The organism is Rhodococcus sp. OK302 (assembly GCF_002245895.1).
In the GTDB taxonomy this organism is placed as follows: Bacteria; Actinomycetota; Actinomycetes; order Mycobacteriales; family Mycobacteriaceae; genus Rhodococcus_F.
In genome coordinates this window covers 4,230,262-4,250,909 of the sequence record NZ_NPJZ01000001.1, presented here as the reverse complement: position 1 = coordinate 4,250,909, position 20,648 = coordinate 4,230,262, and the positions used below count along the sequence as shown (strand labels likewise).

General features: G+C 59.2%; 15 protein-coding genes and 3 pseudogenes. 1 reads left to right on the top strand and 17 read right to left on the bottom strand.

Features of this window, described 5'->3' with window-relative positions; translation table 11 throughout:
* The first annotated feature begins 1 nt into the window (after window position 1).
* Window positions 2–1,201, top strand: a complete 1,200-nt coding sequence (locus BDB13_RS19540) for an acetate kinase (RefSeq protein WP_094273164.1) — start codon at window positions 2–4, stop codon at window positions 1,199–1,201.
* Window positions 1,202–1,291: 90 nt separating this feature from the next.
* Here BDB13_RS19540 and BDB13_RS32585 read toward each other — a convergent pair.
* From BDB13_RS32585 to BDB13_RS19450, 17 genes and pseudogenes are all read right to left on the bottom strand, one after another.
* A pseudogene (locus BDB13_RS32585) lies at window positions 1,292–2,143 on the bottom strand (SDR family NAD(P)-dependent oxidoreductase); the annotation flags it as partial.
* A 12-nt stretch (window positions 2,144–2,155) separates the two neighbouring features.
* The gene (locus BDB13_RS19530; protein ID WP_094273160.1) at window positions 2,156–2,410 is read right to left on the bottom strand and encodes a hypothetical protein; all 255 of its coding nucleotides are present in this window, start codon (window positions 2,408–2,410) and stop codon (window positions 2,156–2,158) included.
* 713 nt (window positions 2,411–3,123) lie between these two features.
* On the bottom strand, window positions 3,124–3,936 hold the full coding sequence (locus BDB13_RS19525) for an MFS transporter (RefSeq protein ID WP_254923037.1): 813 nt from the start codon (window positions 3,934–3,936) through the stop codon (window positions 3,124–3,126).
* On the bottom strand, window positions 3,834–4,601 hold the full coding sequence (locus BDB13_RS19520) for an MFS transporter (protein WP_141210664.1): 768 nt from the start codon (window positions 4,599–4,601) through the stop codon (window positions 3,834–3,836). The genes BDB13_RS19525 and BDB13_RS19520 overlap by 103 nt, the downstream gene beginning before the upstream one ends.
* Window positions 4,602–5,697: 1,096 nt before the next feature.
* Complete coding sequence (locus tag BDB13_RS19515; protein WP_094273154.1) at window positions 5,698–6,861, bottom strand: acyl-CoA dehydrogenase family protein; 1,164 nt, start codon at window positions 6,859–6,861, stop codon at window positions 5,698–5,700.
* Between the two features lie 23 nt (window positions 6,862–6,884).
* A pseudogene (locus BDB13_RS19510) lies at window positions 6,885–7,225 on the bottom strand (SDR family NAD(P)-dependent oxidoreductase); the annotation flags it as partial.
* Window positions 7,226–7,273: 48 nt separating this feature from the next.
* Window positions 7,274–8,467: a thiolase family protein gene (locus BDB13_RS19505; protein WP_094273152.1), complete on the bottom strand. Its 1,194-nt coding sequence runs from the start codon at window positions 8,465–8,467 to the stop codon at window positions 7,274–7,276.
* 331 nt (window positions 8,468–8,798) lie between these two features.
* Entirely contained in the window at window positions 8,799–9,953 is a 1,155-nt protein-coding gene (locus BDB13_RS19500; RefSeq protein ID WP_094273150.1) for a thiolase family protein, read from the bottom strand.
* Entirely contained in the window at window positions 9,950–10,360 is a 411-nt protein-coding gene (locus BDB13_RS19495) for an OB-fold domain-containing protein (protein ID WP_094273148.1), read from the bottom strand. The genes BDB13_RS19500 and BDB13_RS19495 overlap by 4 nt, the downstream gene beginning before the upstream one ends.
* A gap of 22 nt (window positions 10,361–10,382) precedes the next feature.
* Window positions 10,383–11,171 (bottom strand): SDR family NAD(P)-dependent oxidoreductase, encoded by a 789-nt coding sequence (locus BDB13_RS19490; RefSeq protein ID WP_094273146.1) that lies wholly within the window; start codon window positions 11,169–11,171, stop codon window positions 10,383–10,385.
* Window positions 11,168–12,697 (bottom strand): class I adenylate-forming enzyme family protein, encoded by a 1,530-nt coding sequence (locus BDB13_RS19485; RefSeq protein ID WP_094273144.1) that lies wholly within the window; start codon window positions 12,695–12,697, stop codon window positions 11,168–11,170. Before BDB13_RS19485 ends, BDB13_RS19490 begins: the two co-directional genes overlap by 4 nt.
* An 83-nt stretch (window positions 12,698–12,780) precedes the next feature.
* Window positions 12,781–13,665 (bottom strand): SDR family NAD(P)-dependent oxidoreductase, encoded by an 885-nt coding sequence (locus tag BDB13_RS19480; protein ID WP_094273142.1) that lies wholly within the window; start codon window positions 13,663–13,665, stop codon window positions 12,781–12,783.
* Window position 13,666: 1 nt separating this feature from the next.
* On the bottom strand, window positions 13,667–14,446 hold the full coding sequence (locus BDB13_RS19475; protein WP_094273140.1) for a crotonase/enoyl-CoA hydratase family protein: 780 nt from the start codon (window positions 14,444–14,446) through the stop codon (window positions 13,667–13,669).
* 1,004 nt (window positions 14,447–15,450) lie between these two features.
* A complete protein-coding gene (locus BDB13_RS19465; protein ID WP_094273136.1) occupies window positions 15,451–16,059 on the bottom strand; it encodes a TetR/AcrR family transcriptional regulator in 609 nt (202 codons plus the stop codon).
* 617 nt (window positions 16,060–16,676) lie between these two features.
* On the bottom strand, window positions 16,677–18,092 hold the full coding sequence (locus BDB13_RS19460) for an MFS transporter (RefSeq protein ID WP_176459628.1): 1,416 nt from the start codon (window positions 18,090–18,092) through the stop codon (window positions 16,677–16,679).
* A gap of 656 nt (window positions 18,093–18,748) precedes the next feature.
* Entirely contained in the window at window positions 18,749–20,206 is a 1,458-nt protein-coding gene (locus BDB13_RS19455; protein WP_094273132.1) for an MFS transporter, read from the bottom strand.
* 162 nt (window positions 20,207–20,368) lie between these two features.
* A pseudogene (locus BDB13_RS19450) lies at window positions 20,369–20,618 on the bottom strand (IS6 family transposase); the annotation flags it as partial.
* Between the last annotated feature and the right edge of the window lie 30 nt (window positions 20,619–20,648).

Here is a 20,648-nt window from a genome sequence, read left to right as displayed (position 1 = left end):
TATGAGCGACGGCACCGTACTGGTCATTAATTCCGGCTCGTCATCCATCAAATTTCAACTCGTACATCCGGATACGTCGGAATCGGTGGCGCACGGTCTCATCGAGCGTATCGGTGAGACCGATGGCCATATCGTCTACAACCACCGCACCGGAGTCGAAGATCGAAGCCTTCCCATCGCAGACCACCGTGCGGGTCTGAAGATGGTGCTCGCCATCGTCGCCGAGGTCGGGCGGCCGCTGAGCGAGGCAGGCATCATCGCCGTCGGGCATCGCGTCGTACACGGTGGTGACGTGTTCTACTCGCCGACACTCATCGACGACGGCGTTGTGAAGGCCATCGCGGACCTGTCGAACCTTGCGCCACTGCACAATCCGGCCAACGTGATCGGCATCGAGGTAGCACGCGAAGAACTCCCGGATGTTCCGCACGTAGCCGTGTTCGACACCGCCTTCTTCCATACGCTGCCCGCGGCGGCATCCACCTACGCGATCGATCGGGAGGTGGCCAAGGCCAACCAGATTCGCCGGTACGGCTTCCACGGGACCTCACACGAATACGTGGCAGGAAGGGTTGCAGACTTCCTCGGCAAGGATACAGCCGAGTTGAATCAGATCGTCCTGCACCTCGGAAACGGCGCTTCGGCCTCGGCCATCAAGGGCGGCAAGGCCATCGACACCACTATGGGCCTCACTCCGCTGGAGGGTCTGGTCATGGGTACACGGAGCGGAGACATCGATCCCGGCATCATCTTGCACCTCAACCGCAACTCCGGCATGAAGGTCGACGAGATCGACGACCTTCTCAACCGTCGCTCCGGTTTGAAGGGTCTCTCGGGAGTCAACGATTTCCGTGCCCTGCTCGCACTGATCGAGGGCGGCGACGAGTACGCCAAACTTGCGTACGACGTCTACGTACATATGCTCCGTAAGTACATCGGCGCCTTCATCGTTCAACTCGGCGGCGTCGACGTCATCACCTTCACCGGCGGCGTCGGGGAGAACAACGTGGACGTACGACGCGACAGCCTGGCCGGTCTCTCCCGTCTTGGTATCGATGTCGACCAGGTTGTCAACGAGGCGAAGAGTCGCGACGAACGGCGGATCTCCTCAGCAGAGTCCGCGGTCGCCGTGCTGGTTGTCCCCACCAATGAGGAATTGGCGATCGCCCGCGCGGCAAAGGCTTTGGTTGCCGCGCTGTAAGTCTCGAAAAGTTGCAAGACGTGACTATCCGGTCGGTCCAATGCACTGACTTCTGTGTCATCTCACGGGAGGCGTGCGGATCCACCAGCGCTAATTTCGAGGGTCGTTCCGGAGACGTACCGGGCCTGATCGGAGGCCAGGTACAAGACGACGGCCGTAGCGTCGGACACCTCGCTCCAGGGCACTCGCATGGGATTGAGGCTGGCGTACGGTTCCCGGGCAGACGGTGTTCGCGGTAACTCCACTCCTTGCCATCTTGAGGGCCAGGGATTTCGTCAGTCCGATCACTCCCCACTTAGCGGCGGAGTAGTCCCCGAGATTCGGCGTGCCCGCTCGACCGCCCATAGATGCGACCGTGATGATGCGGCCGAAATCTTGCTCGATCATCGGGGGCGCAGCAGCCCGAAGAGTATTGAACACCCCGGTGAGGTTGATGTCGATCATAGTGGCCCATTGAGCGTCGGTCAGGTCCGTGATCTTCCTGAAACTCACCACGCCCGCGTTCGCGATGCAGATGTCCAGCCGCCCGAATTCGGAGATGCTTCGGCTGACGACAGTTCGTATGCGGGCGCTGTCACGGGTATCTATTTCCATTGTGATGCAACGAGATGCGGGGTCTTCGACAAGACGTTCCGTTTCCCTCAGGTCTTCGGTGCAGGCGAGTGGGTACGGTATCGTCTCCACGTCCGCGCAGCAGTCGATCGCGATGAGCTGTCTGTAGGAACCGACCGTTGTTTCGATCGGCATGTTCGATCCGAAAGCAACACGGTCCCAACCGAATATCTTGATCGCACTTTCGATCCATGGTCGCAGTGCTACCGGTGACAGGTCGGCGGTCAGCATCCCCAACCCGGAGATCTTGCACAATGCGTTCGTGCGCTCCGAGCACGCGCGTATCGCGTCGTCCCATTGGTTTTGCTCAGCGCCCGTTGTTGACGAGGGCCGGCTGTAGTGCTAGAAGACCACAGCCAAGTCTGGATAAATTTCGACAGTGCGTAGCCACTCCGACATGTTCGGCGGCTGCGTGACCAAGTCGAATATATGGTTGCGATCGTTGAGCCATTGCAGCACAGCGCGTGCTGCGGTGCTGTCGGGGTGGAAGTCGTAGAGCACACGTACTCCGCAGAATCGGTCACTTTGGGCCTGACGTTCGAGGTCGGCAATGATCTCGGACTCCGACAGCGCGGGATCGATGGTGCCGATCGTCACCAGGTTCAGTGATGTGCGATCAGCGATTTCCTCGATCCACGACTACTCATCGAGGTATGTGCGCGTTGCCGTGGCGGCGGAGACGTACTGGAGACCGAGCCTGACATCGCTAAGGGTTCACCGAGTTGCTGAAGTCGGTGGTGCTCCCAGAAGTCGGTGCGAAGCGGTCGAGATATGACCAAGGTCTGCCCATCCAGACCGCGTACCGCGTTCTGGAGGTGTCGGAGTGCGGCTTCTAGGAGTGGCGCAATAGCCCACCCTCGGAACGCTCGCTAGGACGTGCCTGTCCGACGCAGCTGATCACCGAGGTGCAGATGGGATCGAACGGAACCGACAATGCCCGCCGGATCCACGGAAGGCTCATCCTCGGCCACAGCATTTCCGTGGGACACGGCTGTGCCGAATTGTTGATGAGACCTGCTGGTGTGAAGGGACTTCCGGGAAACAAACGGAAACGCCCGCAGCATCAGACCTCAACCGTTAGTGATCTCGTGGACCGTAAGGTCACCCGAGACGAGCCGAACAAGCTGTGGGTCATGGTCTTTCCCGGGAGCGCTTCGTGCATTCCGAATGGGTACGCCGCCATCTGCATTCACACGCATTCGGATGCTGAGTGGCTCATCAAATGGCGTCCTTCCAGGAGGGAAACACACGCGGCGAACGGCAAGTTGAACATGAGGTTGCCATTCGCCGCGATTCAACGGCCGGCTCGCTTATACTTCTTGAACCGTGTTGGGCGCGAGATCATTTCTCACCGCTGACTGTCGAATCAGGAAGCTGATCACCATGACGATCGCCCCACACAGTGCGAAGAACATCCACGCGTTGTCGTAATTGTTGCCTTCCGGCACCTTGGTCTTCGGAATGAACGATGCCGTCAGCAGTGCGGTGACAATTGCAGGGCCGATCGCGCCGAGCGCCGAGGCAACTATACGAGCAGCGCCACTGACCATTCCGGTTTCACCGGGTCGTGAGGCTCGCAAATACGCTGATGCCCCTGCAGTGACAGTCAAGGCGTAGGCCGTTCCGAGGAAGAAAAGCATCACCAGAAACTTCCAAGATGCTTCGTCTGTCATCGAGAACCAACCGAAGGTCAGCATCGTTACCAGTCCGCCGAGCGCAGAGACGGCCCGCACACCGAAACGCCCGATGATAGGGCGCATGATCATGCCACCAAATGCCATCATCATTCCCAGTGGGAGGAAGTAGAGGCCAACCATAAGTGGGGTCATGCCAAAGCCATAGCCCACCTTCTCGGGAGTCTGCAGATACTGACTCGCTGTCAGTACCGCGGACAAACCTACAAACGATGTCAGCGCACAAACGATGAATGCCGGCCATACCTCACGACGCAGGATCACTTTGAGGTCGATGATCGGAGAGTCGATACGTCGCTCCCATACAGCCCAAATCACCAGAAGGATCACCCCTCCGCCGAGAGAGGCGACAGTACTAATCGAAATCCAACCCCAGTCGTTTCCTTTGCTGAGCCCGAGAACAAGTCCCGTGAGCGCTGCGACGAGCAGAACGGCTCCGACGTAGTCGACGGATGTTTTACGCGAGTGTGGTTTTCGGGTAACGCAACCCACAGGAGAATGAGCACGACTACAGATAATCCGGTGATGATCCACAGGACAGTCCGCACTGAGCCGCCAAGCTCCATGATGGCGCCGCCGAGGATGAACGAGACGACCAAACCGCCACCGATCATGGCTGTCATGAATCCAGCTGCTGAATTCACTTCCCCTTCGGTGTCGCTTTGCAAGCGCAGATAGGCGTAGAACAGCGGAATACACGCGACTCCACCACCGATTAATGCTCGCCCTGCCATCATGCCTGTCGGACCGTCTGCAAGAGTGCAGATCAGGTTGCCGACACCCGCTATTGTCAGGCTGACCATCAGCATCCGCCGGACGCCGAACATGTCACCCAAGCGCGACATGACCGGTACGAATCCAGCCGCTGTCAATCCCGGTAGTGCCACCACCCAGGCGATCTGTGCTGCATCCAGTCCGTACTCGACGGATAACTCGCGAAGTAGCGGCAGGATGGACAGCGTCTCGCTGTCCGCGGACAGAATGAGCAAGGCGCCGATGACGTATATCGCAACTCGGGGTGGAAGTCCGAGTGGCCGTTTGGCAGCAGGCTTGGCACACTGCTGCATTGTCGGTGTGCTGTTCAATGGGTTCACTTTCAAATGCGTAGCACCACAAGGCGAATTGACGATACGCGGTCATCGACACGTGCATGTACGTTGCTCTGTGTTGCTGTTCGGGAAGGGACGGTGGCGCACTTTTGCATCAAAAATGCACATGACGGTGAGGACTACGTGGGGTCTGTTCCACGTATGTACTTACAAGTCAACATATTTGGATACCAGTGGCGAGATCGTCGACCTATGGACGACGTGCCCGTCGGGGTCAAATCGTCCGGGTGGGAACGAAGAAGGGCAACAGTCCGGGACTCACCTCGGCCGTACCGTCATCACATTCTCCATCGGTGTGATTCACGGTTGGCAATTTGCAAATTGTGTTGACTATCACAAGCTACATCATTTACTGGCCAACTGACAAGCAAAATGTCCTTCTTTATCGACGGCCTCCAGATGTAACCCCACACAAGATTGGGTACAACTGCACCACGCTGACGGAAATTGGCCGTTGCGCCGTACTGGGTCGCTGGCTCGTGACATTCCATTTCGGGTCGAAGGGGTCGCCTCCCAGGAGAATGCACAGCGCCTCGTCGGGTGGGGCGTCTCAGGACCTGCGACCGAGAATCTTCGACGTCTGGCTTGCCATCATCGAACAAGTCCATGCAGACCTCAAAAGTAGTGGTCTTGCGCAAGAATGAGGCCTGTCACTATCTGAAGATCCGACCCAATCCGTCGGCGTTCTCATCGATTTCGCCAGACTTCAAGGCGAACCGACACCGATTGTCGCCGGGGGGAGTACTGGCAGGTGATACCCGAGTAGTTCACCATCTGGCGTGAGATCACCGACAAACCCGGTCTTCGCCTGAACCACTCAAAGCAACATGCGACTCGCAATTCTGCACCCGAATCCGATGCCCTGTGGAACCTCGTAGTTGGCGCGACAGTGCCCGTGTGTGCCGAGTCGGCGAAGGTGCGCGCGCATCGTGGGTATCGAAGCGGCCGGCGGTGATCGGGACGAGCATCGGGACCCTCATGTCTCGGGAATTGCAGTTTGATGTCCGCCTAGATGTCGGGGATGGTGGTGTGGCAGTGGGGAAGATCATGTCGAATGAAACCAAAGCTGTTGCTTTATAGGTTAATTCGATTCGGCGTGAGCCGCTATGTCGCGGCCGATGATCTCCTTCATGATCTCGTTCGTGCCGCCGAAGATCGGCAGAATACGTGCGTCTGCGTAAGCTCTGGCGATCGGGTATTCGAGCATAAACCCGTAGCCCCCGTGCAATTGCAGGCACCGGTCGACAATCTTGTTGTGTATGTCGGATAGCCAGTATTTCGCCTTTGCTGCGTCGACAGCGGAGAGTTCACCGTCATTCAATAGCAGTGCTGCTCGATCGAGGAAGGAAATACCCGCATCGAGGTCGGTGGCGATCTCCGCGAGAGTGAAACGAGTAGCCTGAAAATTGCCGATGGCCTGTCCGAAGGCGTGGCGTTCGAAGCAATACCCGCGCGTCCACTCGAATGCTGCCATGGCCGCGGCGACCGCTGTAGCCGCGATTGACATTCGCTCGCGGGGTAAGCGTTCCATCACATGAACGAATCCTCGTCCTTCTACTCCGAGGAGACTGTCCGAAGGGACTCTGAGGTCATCGAAGAAAAGTTCAGCTGTGTCGTTGCTCCGAAGTCCAAGCTTCTCGAGTTTGCGTCCGCGGCGAAACCCTGGGGTGTTGGAGGGGATGATAAACAGACTCATGCCTCTCGCGCCCGACTCGGGAGCTGTCTTGGCCAAGACGATGACAACGTCGGCCAGGATACCGTTGGTGATGAAGATCTTCGAGCCTTGCAAAACCCAGTCGACGCCATCACGGGTAGCGGTTGTTCGGATACCTTGTAGGTCGCTACCGGCTCCGGGTTCAGTCAGCGCTAAGGCTCCGATGGCGGTGCCATCACATAGTGCCGGCAGCCACCGACTGTTCTGATCCTGTGTTCCGAGGTCCGCGAGATACGGGATCACTAGGTCGTCTTGAACGCTCGTGCCGGCGTTGAAGGAATTCGCGCCGACGCGGGCAAACTCTTCCATCTGCACCATGCGGAAGCGGAAATCAGGGTTGTCACCACCTCCGAATTCGCTGGGCACAGCAATACCAAGAAGCCCCGCCTCGCCGGCAGCTTTCCATGCCTCGCGGTCGATCAGCCCCTCGGAGTCCCATCGTTCGAGATTTGGGCTGATGTGCTTGGCGATGAAGGCCCTGACGCTTGAGCGAAAGTCGTCATGGTCTTGGTCGAATATCGTGCGTTTCATAGTTGTCCCATCGGAATTCGGTATCAGCGTGGTGCCATACGGATTACGCCGGCGAGACGGATGGTCTCGTCGTTGCGCATGGGGTTGGAGACGATGTGAGTGGCCAGTGCGCCATATTCGCTGGTATCACCCAAACAGGAGGGAACTGGTACCTGCTGGCCCAGTGACGCCTGTGCGGCTTCCAGCAAGCTGTTGAGCAGCAGCGTCTTGAACAGGTCGGACGCGATGGTGTTGACGAGGATCAGCAGCGATGCGAGATCGAGGGAGATGGCAGGGTGATGCCGACGACGCCACCTTTGGACGGGGAGTAGGCAGCCTGGTCGATCTGACCGTCGTACGCGCTGGCAGAGGCGGTGTTGATGATGGCACTGTCGCCGATGATCATGTGTATTCCTTTCGGGGACAGTGTGATTCAGATTCGTTCGATAATCGTGGCGTTTGCCATGCCTGCACCCTCGCACATGGTCTGCAAGCCGTAGCGTCCACCGGTGGCTTCGAGGTGGTTGACCATCGTGGCGAGCAGACGCGTTCCCGAGGATCCGAGTGCGTGGCCGAGCGAGATGGCGCCGCCCCACGGATTGAGCTTTGCCGGGTCGGCACCGAACTCATGCGCCCAGGCCAGCGGCACCGGAGCGAATGCTTCGTTGACCTCGTAGGTGTCCATATCGTCGATGCTCAGGCCGGCGCGAGCCAACACCTTGTGCGTCGCCGGGATGGGAGCGGTGAGCATGAGCAACGGATCGTCGCCGACGACCGAGAAGGAATGGAAGCGGGCACGCGGGGTCAGGCCCAGCTTGGACGCCATCTCTTCGCTCATGATCAGAGCGGCCGACGCACCGTCGGTGAGGGGCGAGGAGTTTCCGGGGGTGATGGCCCACTGCGCCTGCGGGAAACGCTCCGCGTACTTCTCGGAGTAGAACGACGGCTTCAATCCGGCCAGACCTTCAGCGGTGGTCGATGCGCGCACGGTCTCGTCGACGGTATGTGAAACGGTTTCTCCGGCAGCGTTGGTCACCGAGATGGGAATGATCTCCTTGTCGAACAGTCCGGCCGCTGACGCTGCTGCGGCGCGCTGGTGGGACTGTGCGGCAAATGCGTCGAGCGCTTCGCGGTCGAGCTTCCACTTGGAGGTGATCAGTTCTGCGGAGATGCCCTGGTTGATCAGGCCTTCGGGGTAGCGAGCGGCGATGCCGGGGCCGGATGCGTCTTTGCCCATCGAGGTGAAACCCATGGGGACGCGGCTCATCGATTCAACACCAGCGGCAATGACGATGTCATAGGCACCGGCGATGATGCCCTGGGCTGCGAAGTGTGCTGCCTGCTGACTTGATCCGCACTGGCGGTCGATGGTGGTGGCCGGCACCGAATCGGGGAAACCTGCCGAGAGCACAGCGCTACGGGTGATGTTGAGGGCCTGCTCGCCGGCCTGGCCGACGCAACCACCGATGACGTCGTCCACCAAAGCGGGATCGAGGCCATTGCGCTCGACGATGGACCGCAGGACATGCGCCATCAGTTCGACGGGGTGGGTTCCGGACAGCGCCCCACCGGGCTTGCCCTTGCCGGATGCAATCCGGACTACATCGACGATTACTGCCTTGGTCATCTGCGTTCCTTTCTTCACCAATGGTGAGGGTTCGACAATGGTGACTGTTCGGCGCGACAGCCACCGGTGCCGCAGTGAGCACGAGGGGCCGTGACACTGCGGCAGTGGGCAGTAGTTCGAGAAGGGACACCAACCACAGTGGTCACGAGCCTGTTGACCAAGTCGGTGCCTTTGTTTTGATGGGCTCAGATGGCAGCGCGAACTCGAGGAAATTCGGCCTCGGACGCGCTTCTGGAGACGACTATTGTCGAGGGCTGCGATACTCCAGACACAGTCGTACATACCTGTCAGCTTGGCGCATAATCACACCGCGCTCGGCGTCCGTGATGATTTATGTTGGTGTTGGTGCCTGGAGGATATGCACGACGCATACGGCACCGAGCCCGACCATATGCGCGAGGCCTGTTCTGGCTCCCGGGTGTTGGCGCGGGCCCGCTTCTCCACGGATTTGTTCGGTGATCTCCGCGATCTGAGCGATCCCTGTCGGGCCGATCGGGTGTCCGGAACCGAGGAGGCCTCCCGAAGTGCTGACCGCGACTCGGCCGCCTCGGTTGAACTCGCCGGCAGCGAGCGCTTTCGCTGACTGTCCTTCCGCCACGAGGTCCATGGCTTCGAGGTACTGCAGTTCCTCGATGGTGAAGGCGTCGTGCAGTTCCACCACGTCGATGTCAGCGGGTCCCACCCCAGCTTGTTCGTATGCGAGGGCTGTGGTTTCGCGAGTCAGTTCCGCGTCGAAGCTCTTGGCGCCGTATAACTGTTCGCTACGTTGAACCGACGCCAGAACCTGCACGCAGCGGGAACGATCGAGACCGAGTCGGTTGATGGCGTCGTCAGAGACCACCACGACAGCGGCTGCGCCTTCCCCTACCGGGCAGCATTGCAGTTTGGTCAGAATGCCCGAGATCGCGGACCCGGAGAGGACTTCGTCGAGGGTAAAGGCCTTCTGCCGCTGTGCGTACGGGTTGAGCGCAGCGTTGGAGAAGTTCTTCACCGCGACGCCGGCTATCTGCTCGGCGGTGGCGCCATAGGAGTTCATATACTCCTCGGCGAGTAAGGCGAAGTGGGTGAAAGGGGCAACATGATCCGCAGACAGTTCGGGAACACCGGTGTCATGTTGCGCGGGGCGGACTTTGCCGGGCTTGTCGACTCCGACGGCCAAAGAGATGTCGCTGATGCCACTGGCTACGTCGAGACAAGCGAGACGGAACGCCGAAGAGCCTGAGGCCGAGGCATTTTCGATCTGCGTCATCGGAGCGCCGTTGAGTCCGAGGTGCCGGAGCATGGGGCGTGAGCTGGCCATACCGAGCATCGCTGTCCCGGTGAAAGTGCTCTCGACGTCCGGCCACGCGATGCCAGAGTCGTCGAGCGCACGCCGGATCGCAGTCAACCCGAGCTGAATATATGGTGTGCTGCTCGGAGCCTGGAACGGGTGGCGGCCGATCCCGACTACGTAGACCGGGCGCAGTTCCCGGAGATGCTTGGTCATGATTTCGATTCCTTCTCAGTGGTGCGGAACCGTAGCTCATAGACCTCGTCCTCGCCACGGGGAACGGCTGTGGTGGTGGCGACCACTGTGTCGCCGATGCAGCCGCGGTCGTCGGCGTCGAGAATTCCCCGCACAAGGGGACCTTCCTCGAGCAGGATCGATGCGACGGTGAAGGGAGTTTCGATACCCGGACCTGGATGGAGTCGCACCGTTGCGGTCGCCGTGATCTGGCCGCGGCCGGAGAGGGTGACCGGGGTCAAGTCTGGGCCGTGGTCACCGTTGGATAGAGACCCCGCGTCCTGGACAGGGTATGAAATGAACCCACCGCTGTCCCGGATCCCGGTTAGAACTGGCAGGCCGTCTTCGTTCACCTCGTAAAGCCGAGGGTCGGCTGAGATTTTTGTCATGAGTGCTGCTTTCGGTGTAGTTCTAGAGCGCGAGTGAGTAGCCGCCGTTGACGGGAATGGTCTGACCCGTGATGAAGCTCGAGGCGTCGGAAGCAAGGAAGAGAACCGCGTTTGCGGCATCCTCGGGCTCACCGAACCGGCGGACGATGTAATTGGAGAGAACTTTCTTGGCGAATGCTTCGTCTTGAATGGCGTCCGCGATGGCGGGGGTGCGAGTTGCGCCGAGTGCGATGCAGTTCGCGGTCACACCGTGACGTCCGCCGAGCCGGGCCATGGCACGGGTGAATCCTGCTGCGCCGGCTTTGGCTCCGGAGTACACCTCCATGCCGTTGGTTTCTCCGACGCGTGCGGCATCGGAGATGATGGTGACGATGCGACCCCACCCGTTGGGAACCATCTGCGCGAGACCACACCGCGTCACGTTCATCACGCCATTGAGGTTGACGTGCAGGTAGCGCTGCCAGTCCTGAGGTTCCTGCTCCCAGAAGGGGACAAGAGTCGTCGGGGCAGGGCCGGCGCCAGCGTTGCCGGCGTTGTTGATGACAACCGAAACCGGGCCGAGGTCGTGTTCGGTGAACATGCGGTTTACTTGCTCGAAGTCGCCGACATCTGCTTGCGCAGCGATAGCGACTTTACCGGCGGCGGAGATTTCGTCGGCGACCTGTTTCGCGCGGTCGAGATCGAAGTCATTCACAATCACTTTGGCGCCGAAATCGGCTAGAGTGCTAGCGATTTGGCGTCCAACGCCCTGCCCTGCGCCGGTCACGAGGGCGACACGGCCTGACAGGTTCAATAGGTCGGAGGATGTCACAGTAGATCCTTTCGAAGTTCACGCTTGAGGAGTTTTCCCATTGGACTGACCGGAATTTGATCCACGAAGTGAAACTCGCGTGGCCACTTGTATTTCGCCAGCCGACCGTTGCAATAGCTCAGCAGTTCGTCCGCCGTCAGTGACGCGCCCGGTCTGAGCTGAATCGCGGCCACCGGCTGCTCGCCCAACTCGTCATGAGGAACTCCAACGACGGCAGAGAGTTCAACATCCTGGTGAGTGTCGAGTACTGCTTCGATCTCGGCGGGGTAGATATTGGCGCCACCCGCGATCACCATGTCGGTGATCCGATCGTAGATGTACAAGTAGCCGTCCTCATCGAGGTGACCGACATCGCCCGTTCGGTAGAACCCTCCGGGAAGGACCTTGCCCGACTCCAACGGGCCTCTGCCGATGTATCCACGGATCACTACTGGAGTCCGTGCGACAATCTCACCCGTCGAGCCCGCGGGCAGTTCCGTTCCAACTTCGTCGACAATCTTTAGATCTACATGACGGAACGCGCGGCCGCTGGTAGTGGGCCTCTCACGCAGATCGTTCGGTGTTGCCCCGCTCATCATCCCGGCTTCAGTGCAACCGTAGATCTCATGGAGCACTTCGCCGAAAAGGTCCGTGATCTGTTCTTTCAGATGAGGGGCGAACGGTGCAGCCCCTCCCAGAATGAACTTCATACTGGATGTGTCGTAGTGGGAACGTGTCTCCTCCGGAAGGCTCAGTACTCGCTGCAGCATCGTTGGCACGGCGATCCAGTGGGTGACCTGATGTAGCTCGATGAGTCGCAGCACGTCTTCGGGATCGAATCGGCGTTGAAAGATCACCATCCCGCCAGCCAGCAAGGTCGACCGTGTATACCCGGGTCCCGCGCCGTGATGCATCGGAAGGTTGATCAACATCGACGAACCGGATCCAGCGACGGCGCCATCGAAGTTCACCGACAGCGAGTAGTCTCGCCGAACGTCCGAATCAGGTGTGGACTGCCACTCGCCCAGTGGTGCGCCCTTGGGAGCACCAGTGGTACCCGAGGAATAGATGATGATCGGCGCGAAATCATCGGCTTGGCGTGCTTCGGGCTTTCCCTCCGTAAGAAGGTCTTCGAAGAGGTGCGCTCCGGCCACTCGCTGGTCGAGAGTAATGATTGCGGCCAAATCCAGTTCGGACCAGGCCTCCACTAGAGGCGTGGGATCGGCATCGTCGACAATAGCGGCGCGGACCTTGCAGTCTTTGAGAATGTACGTCGACTCTGGAGGGGCAAGCTTGAAGTTGACCGCGACTGCAATGGCGCCGACCTTGGCGATGCCAAGATTGACGATGAGCCATTCGATTCGAGTGTGAAGCCGGATAGCCACGACGTCACCGGGGCGAATCCCGAAACGCTCGAGCGATGAGCCGAATCGATTCGACAGGTCATCTAGTTCAGACCATGTCAGTGCACGGTCGTCTTCAATGGCACAGATGGTGCCGGTGTTCTCTGGCGCAAACGAGATGCCACTGCGTTGACTGGTAATCATGAAGTCTCCTCCGAGACCTGGCCTCAATCCGCGATGGCGAGGTCAAGTTTGATAGGCACGGAAAGTTGTCTCTCGTGGCTGACTCAGTCGAAGCCCCCGCGGGATCCGCCGCTTACCGCAATTACCTGTCCGGTGACGTAGTCGGAAAGGGGTGATGCCAGCCAGAAGATGGCATCAGCAGCTTCCTGGATAGTGCCCGTGCGCCCGAGGGTCGCCCTTTGTAGTGGTTGCGCGGCAAAGATATCCGGGGAATTCGTGTCGAGTCCGAGCGCGGTCAAAGTTTTGTCGGGAATTCCGAGTGGGATCTCGCGGCCACCGGTCTTGATCGTCTCGTTGGAGGACAGGGGAGCGCCGAGGCGGGTCTGGATGATTCCGAAGGAGACTGCATTCACGGTGACGTTGAATCGACCCCATTCGGAGGCGAGTGTCCGGGTCAGTCCGACCAAGCCAGCTTTGGCCGCGGCATAGTTCGCTGCACCGTGGTTGCCCCAGGACGCGGAGAGCGAGGCGACATTGACGACCTTGCGAGCGTGGGTGCGGCCGCTGCCGTTGGCTGCGGAGTCGCGAAAGTGGGGTGCTGCGGCCCGCAGAATTCGAAAAGGTGCGAGCAAATGGATGTCGAGCATCGCTTGGAACTGGTCGTCGGACATCCGGTGAACCGGAGCGTCCCAGGAGTAGCCAGCGCCATTGACGATGATATCGAGTTGACCGTGCGTACGAATTACGTGCTCGATCAGCGCATCCGGAACCGCGGGGTCCACCAGGTCACCGGCGAAGATCGAAGTGTCGCCGCCGATTTCGGCTTTCGCGGCCTCTGCTCTTGCCGGATCGACATCGGCGATGCATACAGAAGCACCATTCGCGGCCAAAGTCTCCGCGGTCGCGCGTCCAATTCCCTGCGCACCGCCGGTAACCAGAGCCACTTTGCCCCGCAATAGTTCGGAGGTGAGTGTGGGAGTGAAGTTCATGTCAGCGTCCTTTCCAGACGGGGTCACGCTTTTCGAGGAAGGCTCGGATGCCTTCTTGCGTGTCTTCGGACTTGATTGCAGGGCCGGCATAGTCGTGCTGTCGCGTCCATGCAGTCTCTTCGGTCCAGTCGTATGCGCGTCGCACGATTTCGGTGCTGGCTTTGACCGCGAGGGGACCGGATGCGACGATTTTGCGGGCGAGTTCGACCGCAGTTGGGAAGACAGAGTCGGTTTCGACGACGTAGTTGACCAAGCCCCACTGTGCGAAGTAGGAGGCAGATCGGGGTTCGCCGGTCAGAGCCAGTTCCATGGCGAGGTGGTAAGGCATGCGCTTGGGGAGGCGAAAGAGGCCTCCACCCACCGCTACGAGCGCCTTTGCTGCTTCGGGGATTCCCATCGTCGCGTCATTGGACGCGACGATCAGATCGCAGGCCAAACACAACTCGAATCCTCCTGCGAGGGCGTGCCCTTCGACTGCTGCGATCAGTGGCTTTGAGGGGCGTTGCCCCATTACTCCGAATGCGCCGCGACGCTCTGTTGTGCCGAAGTCTCCTAGGGCTGCGGCTTTGAGGTCCTGCCCCGCGGAGAAAGAAGAGCCGGCGCCTCTGATGATGGCAACGCGGGAATCGCTATCCGACTCGAAGGCGTCCATGGCTTCTTCCATGGCTTTCGCTGTAGCGCCGTCGAACGAGTTTCGTCGTTCGGGTCGATTGATAGTGATGACGGTGATGTGGTGGTCGATTTGTTCGCTGAGAACGAGAGGACCAGCTTCGGGTGCCATGTGTCTCCTTATTTGATGCCCTTGCTCGGGGGAGGGGCTTCCAACTGTGTCGTGACCCACGCTACACATTTGTTCGTCGGACAACAAGTATCTTTTCGGCTTCCTGATCCCATTCGAGTTTGCGATATCCATTTCTGGGTGTTTGCGCAGGCGATAACGGCTGCTCTCTCCAGCATTCCAAGATCCTCGGTCGGGTCTGGGATGGCAGAGTGGTCAGCGGGAAGGTGGACAGGTGCCGATACTGTTGTCCTACAGTCGAAGCCACGTATCCGGCATTGCCCGTACGTCGGGGGTCGAAGTATCGAAAAGCGCTGTGGGCGTGTCATTCGGGCAGGAACGTTGACGATCTTTCGGGGCAGCGTAGACCCGGACACGCGGAGCATTCTGTGGTCGATCGGAGCGAACAGGATCCACATCAAGTTGGCTCTGGACGATCCGGACGGCATGTGCGCCAGCGGTCCGAGATCAGGTCGGGAAACACATCTTCCATGATCGTTCGTGGCTGCACGCACCAGTTCTTTGTTTGGCGTGTCCGTAGACGGCGCGTACAAGTGAGTCGGTGTCGATGACAGGGCGGTCAGCGACACCGGGGGATCCCGGCGTGGTTTGCGAGTGCTACGAGGTGCCGGCGTGGTGCCGATTCGAGATAGCGATTGTGTTCGAATGTGAACTCGCGCAGTAGCCTTCCCGCCGTCGAGGGTGCGAGGCGTTGCCGAAGAGGTGTTGCATTAAGTTGGATCGGCGTAGGTCGATGTCGTCGATACCGGCACACATCAGTGCGATCAGCGCCGACAGTTTCGGTGCGAGATTTGCCGCTCCGGAGGCGACTTTCGGCGTGGTGATCGAGAAATTGTCAGTTCAGGGAGCACTTTCTGACACTCCGCTACTTGGGAATTTCATCAGCAATATCGGCGGAAACCTGGCCCTTCAGGGCCGGGTAGTTGATGGTGGATCGAGGCTTGGTTAAAGGCCCCGATGTTCGGAAGTTATCTAGAAGGTTCGAGTCAGCTGTTCACCAGTGCTGCACGAGTCAATTCGATCGACGCCTTGATTGCCGTTTCGCGATCGACATGCTCGGGATCCAGGAGAACTTGAATTAAGACGCCACGAAGAATCCCCGAGACGACCACTGCCGCACTCTCAGGGTCGCTCACCTGAGGTATTTGGCCGAGTTCGACCGCCTCTTCCAGCGAGTTGACGATCATCGTCCGGATGGCGACGTTGTTTTCAGAGACAGCGTGCAGCAGATCTGGACCCGCGGTCAGAGCCTCAACGATCACGACCAATAACGCCCGCGCGGCATACGACTCCGGCCACGTTTCCTTTAGGTACGTTCGGATGAGGTTCTCGATTGCCTCCATGCCCCGTAATTCGCGGGGTTTGAGGAGATCGGCCTCGATTAACAGACGGATGTGTCTAACGACTTCGACGATGCACTGCTCTTTGGACCCGAAGTGGTGGGTGACCAATCCGCGGCTGACTCCCGCAGTCTCTCCGATCGCGGCAAGGCTGGTCCGTGCATAACCGCGAGTGGCCAACAGTTCGATGGCGGCATCAATCAACCGGCGCCGTGACTCCGCTGTCCGTTCGGCTTGTGTCCTTCGTCTTTCCATGTGAATACACTATCGAGTCTCTCAATGGCATTTCGCTCGAATGCCTGCCTAAGGTGACTCGATTAACGATCGAAGGCCAAACATGCAGTGAACAAGATTCATAGATGAGAAATTTTTGTTGAGGTGATTCGCACCGGAGGGTCCGGAGATGATGTGGCCCGAGTTTCGTTGAGCTCGTGATATTTGACTTCAGGCCATGGTTCGATCCGTCGTCAGAGCATGATTCGGGCTTGAAAGGGATGTTCGTGAACTTGATCGGTGTCAGCATCCCGTGAGGGGATGCGCCGATGCCTGCGGCTGCGTTGATCTCACGGTAATCGAACGCAAAGTTGGCGAATTCGATCCTGTCTTCCATCTTTTTCGATTGAAGTGCCGGTTTGCGTTCCGTTCCAATATGATTCGATGACCGCATTTTGCTGGCAATTGCCGGTCGGACCCATCGACGCGACCGAGTCCGAGTCGTGTGCTCGGCGGATGGTAGTGCGCAGGTTTGTTCTTGGCTGCTCAGTCTGAATGAGACTACCTAGCATCGATCTACCGCAGAGTGGCCTCCCGTAGTGCTGCTGTCTTCTGCAGCACTACGGGAGGCCCACCTGTTCAGCGGATGGTGATCTGTGTCAGGCGCTCGATTTGGTGATCGTGCGATCGGCATCGTCGGCAAATACTGCGTTCGACGCGAGGTCTGTCCGGGCAGCGGTCTGTCGGATCAAAAGGCTTACCGCGACGACGAGCACACCGCAGGCTGCGATGAACCACCAGACGTTATTGTAATTCCCGGCTACGGGTACATGCGTCTTCGGAATGAACGCTGCAGTCAGCAAAGCTGAGACGATCGCCGGTCCGAGACCGTTGAGCCCAGTCGCGACGACACGCGCTCCGCCGGCGATCATTCCCTCTTCTCCGGGGCGAGAAGCTCGCATGTAGGCAGCAGCCGCCGAAGAAACAGTTAGGACGTATGCAAGGCCCCAGCAGATCAAGATGATCAAGTACTTCGTTGTCGTCGGGTTGCCGTCGAGTGCAAACCAGATGAAGGAGATCGTCGTAATCGCGCCACCAAGGGCGGAAGTGTTGCGTAGTCCAAGACGCTGCATCACTGGTCGGATTGTCAGGCCGCCGAAACCGATGATGATTCCGAGGGGAAGGAAGTACAGACCGATGGTGAAAGCGGACATTCCGAATCCGTACCCGGCCTGTTCGGGGGTCGCCATGTACTGGCTGGCGGTGAGGACGATAGTGGCACCGAGAAAAGAGCCGAAAGCGGCTGCTACGCACGCTGGCCAGACTTCCCGGCGGCTGATAACGCGTAGATCGATGATCGGACTTTCCGTGCGCAGTTCCCAGAAGGCCCAACTGATCAACAGGGCTATGCCGAGCACCAATAGTGTGATGATCGAGGGTGACGTCCATCCCCAACGATTTCCCTGGTTCAGACCGAGTGCCACGATGGTAAGAGCGACGATGAGCAAGCCGGCGCCTACGAGATCCAGTGAAGTTTTGACTTTCGTATTCCCCTTGGGCAACAGCCACAGTAGCGCGAAACCCAGGACGGCCAATGCTGCAATAACCGTCAGGACGGTCTGTGCGCTGCCGCCGAGCTTAATGATCGTGCCGCCCAAGAGGAACGATATGATCAATCCGCCACCGATGATCGCAGTCATGAAACCTGCTGCAAAGTCGACACTTTCGCTACTTCGACTCTGACTTCGCATGTACGCGTAGAACAGTGGGAGGCAAGCTCCTCCGACTCCGATGATGGCGCGACCGATGATCAGCAGAGTCGGGCCTTGGGCCACTGCGCAGAGGACTGTGCCGACTGCGGCGGCTCCGGCGGCGATGAGCAACATGCGGCGAATGCCAAACATGTCTCCCATTCGCGCCATGACTGGAATTAGTCCGGCTCCAACAAGTGCAGGCAAAGCCAGCGTCCACGTTAGTTGCGATGCGCTCAAGCTGTAATGGCTTTTCAGATCGGCGAGAATTGGGATCAGCGCGAAGGCCTCGGCGTCGAGAGAGAAGACGAGCAGTGTGGCCACGGTTAAAATAACAGCCTTGTGTGGCACCCTATCGGCTGATTGTGATTCGTCCACGGATGGGCCGGAGCCGGACAGGTCCGGCGTCGTCGATTGGTTCACGTCATGTCCTTCGATTCGTATTCAAATCCCATGTCCGCCAAGTCATCCGAGTTTCCATCCGGGTCTAGACATAGGGCCGGTCGGATTACGAGTGGAAGGGCGGGAGTTATGGGGTGGGGGACATACTTGGCGGGCGTTCGGCCGCTGGGGCGTCTACCGCCGTCATTGGCCAGAGTGTCGAGAGTCACAGTACATATAAGTTGACCGCATGACAAGTAAGTTTGGATGGTCGCTGCACTCGGACACTGTCGCGTTGTTGAAATCGACGAACTGAGAGACTCCACACCGTGAGCGGAGGTCAGTGACGAAACGATCCGGCGGTGGCGGCCAAGGAGTTCTCCCACATGAGACTGAAGGGTCGATCACCGCCACTTGAAGTGTCTTCAGCAATCGAGCCGAGAGCTCTCACCCACCTGCCAGTCAAGGCAAGCGGGCGATGAAACGGTTCACCGCGGTCGGACACGCACAACGGTTGGCGGTGCCGTCCAGGATCCGTCGGCGGTTTTCTGTCGCGTCCTTGCGGAGCGGTTTTCGCTCGTATTCTTTTGTGTCGTATGTCAGTTCGAAATAGTAGCGGTGTTCGGTGTATCGGTGAGTTGTATGTCAGAGGGAATCGTGACGGGTGTGGGCTTGCTCGGGATGAGTAGTGCCGCGGCGGCGCCGAGGGCACTGGCGATTGCGAGGATGGCAAACCCGGTGGTGTAGCCGGCTTCAGTGGGAAGTCCGTCGGGAAGTAGGTGTGCGGTCACGATGCTGGCCATCATCGCCGAGCCGATCGCACCGCCGATCGTGCGAATGTTCGCGTTGGTGCCGCTGGCCGAACCCGTCTGGTGTGAGGGAACTGCGTGCACGATGATGCCTGACATCGAGGAGAAAGCGAGGCCGAAACCTGCTCCCATCAGGAGCATCGACAGCATCACCTGCCAGATCGCCGAGTGTGCGAATGCCAAGATCAGCAGAGATGCGCTTGCGGCAACCGAACTGCCAACCAGGACTGCCTTCGCTCCGAAACGATGCGCCAGGGGACCGGAACCGATGCCGGCAAGAAGAAATGCCACGGACAGTGGTAACACGATCAAGCCGGATTCGGTGATCGACGAATTGAAACCGTAGCCGGCTTCCGGTGTTCCTTGCAGGAAGGCCGGTACAAAGGCGAAGATCGAGTACATTGCGATGCCGATCAGCAATGCCGCCAGGTTGGTAGTCCACACTGCGGGGATGCGCATCATCGCCATGTCGATCAATGGACTGTCACTGCGTAGTTCACACCTCATCCACAGCGCTGCAAGAACGGCAGCTGCCACGAGCAAGCCGAGAACTGAACTCGACGCCCAACCCCACTGGGGGGCCTCACTGATTGCGACGAGCAGGGCAATCAACCAGGACGAGAGTAGTACGGCCGCAATCCAACTCACGCGTCCGGGAGTTCGTACGGGAGACTCGGGAATGATCAGGTGTGTCGCAATTGCGGCGACAGCGATGGCGATAGCGGGAATCCAGAACAGCCAGTGCGCGTTGAGCCTGTCGACGATCGGGCCGCCCAAAACCAGGCCCAGGCCCCCTCCGACGCCGATCAATGCAGAGATGACGCCCACCGCTCCGGTCACTTTGTCTCGTGGGAGTTCGTCGCGGATGATCCCGAACGCCAAGGGGATGACGCCGCCCGCGATTCCTTGAATTGCTCGGGCCACGATCATGAGGGTGATCGATGATGCCAATGCTCCCAGAATGGAACCGATGCAGGCGATGACCAGTACTGCGGTCAGTACCTTCTTCTTGCCGATCATGTCACCGATGCGACCGAGGATCGGGGTGGCGACGGCCGCGGCCAGCAAGTATGCCGTCAGGATCCAGGTCACGGTGTTTCGATCGGTATGCAGGTCTTGCTCTAGTAGCGGCAGTACCGGTGCGACCAATGACTGCAACAACGAGTAGGCCGTGATGGCAAGCGCGAGTACCAGATACGTGAGTTGGTAGGGAACGGCTGTGCGCTCGGGTGGTGACGTTTCGGTCATGAAGTGACTCCTTCGTGGAGACTGGCACTCTAACCGGAACCCGCATTCCGGTGCCGGCCCTGCAATTCGCACCCGGACTGGCACTGTCACGTTGATGAAAAGTGTAGCGGCACAGTCCGCTATTGAGATTTTGCTATGGAATGCCTTAAGGTTCTTCGCTTTTCAGACGGCAAAATCGGTCGCGGCGACTTCCCACCACACCTCGAAGTCGGCCATCTCGGTACGCCATTCTGTCGCCGAGAGTCGGTGCCGATCAGGCCGGAAGAGCGGTGAGATCGAGCTGAACGCGGACAAGGACCGTTGTGTTTGTCCGACCGCGGTGAACCGTTTCATCGCCCGCTTGCCTTGACTGGCAGGTTGGTGAGAGCGCTCGGCTCGATTGCTGAAGACACTTCAAGTGGCGGTGATCGACCCTTCAAGTCTCGGACAGCGCCTCAGTTCC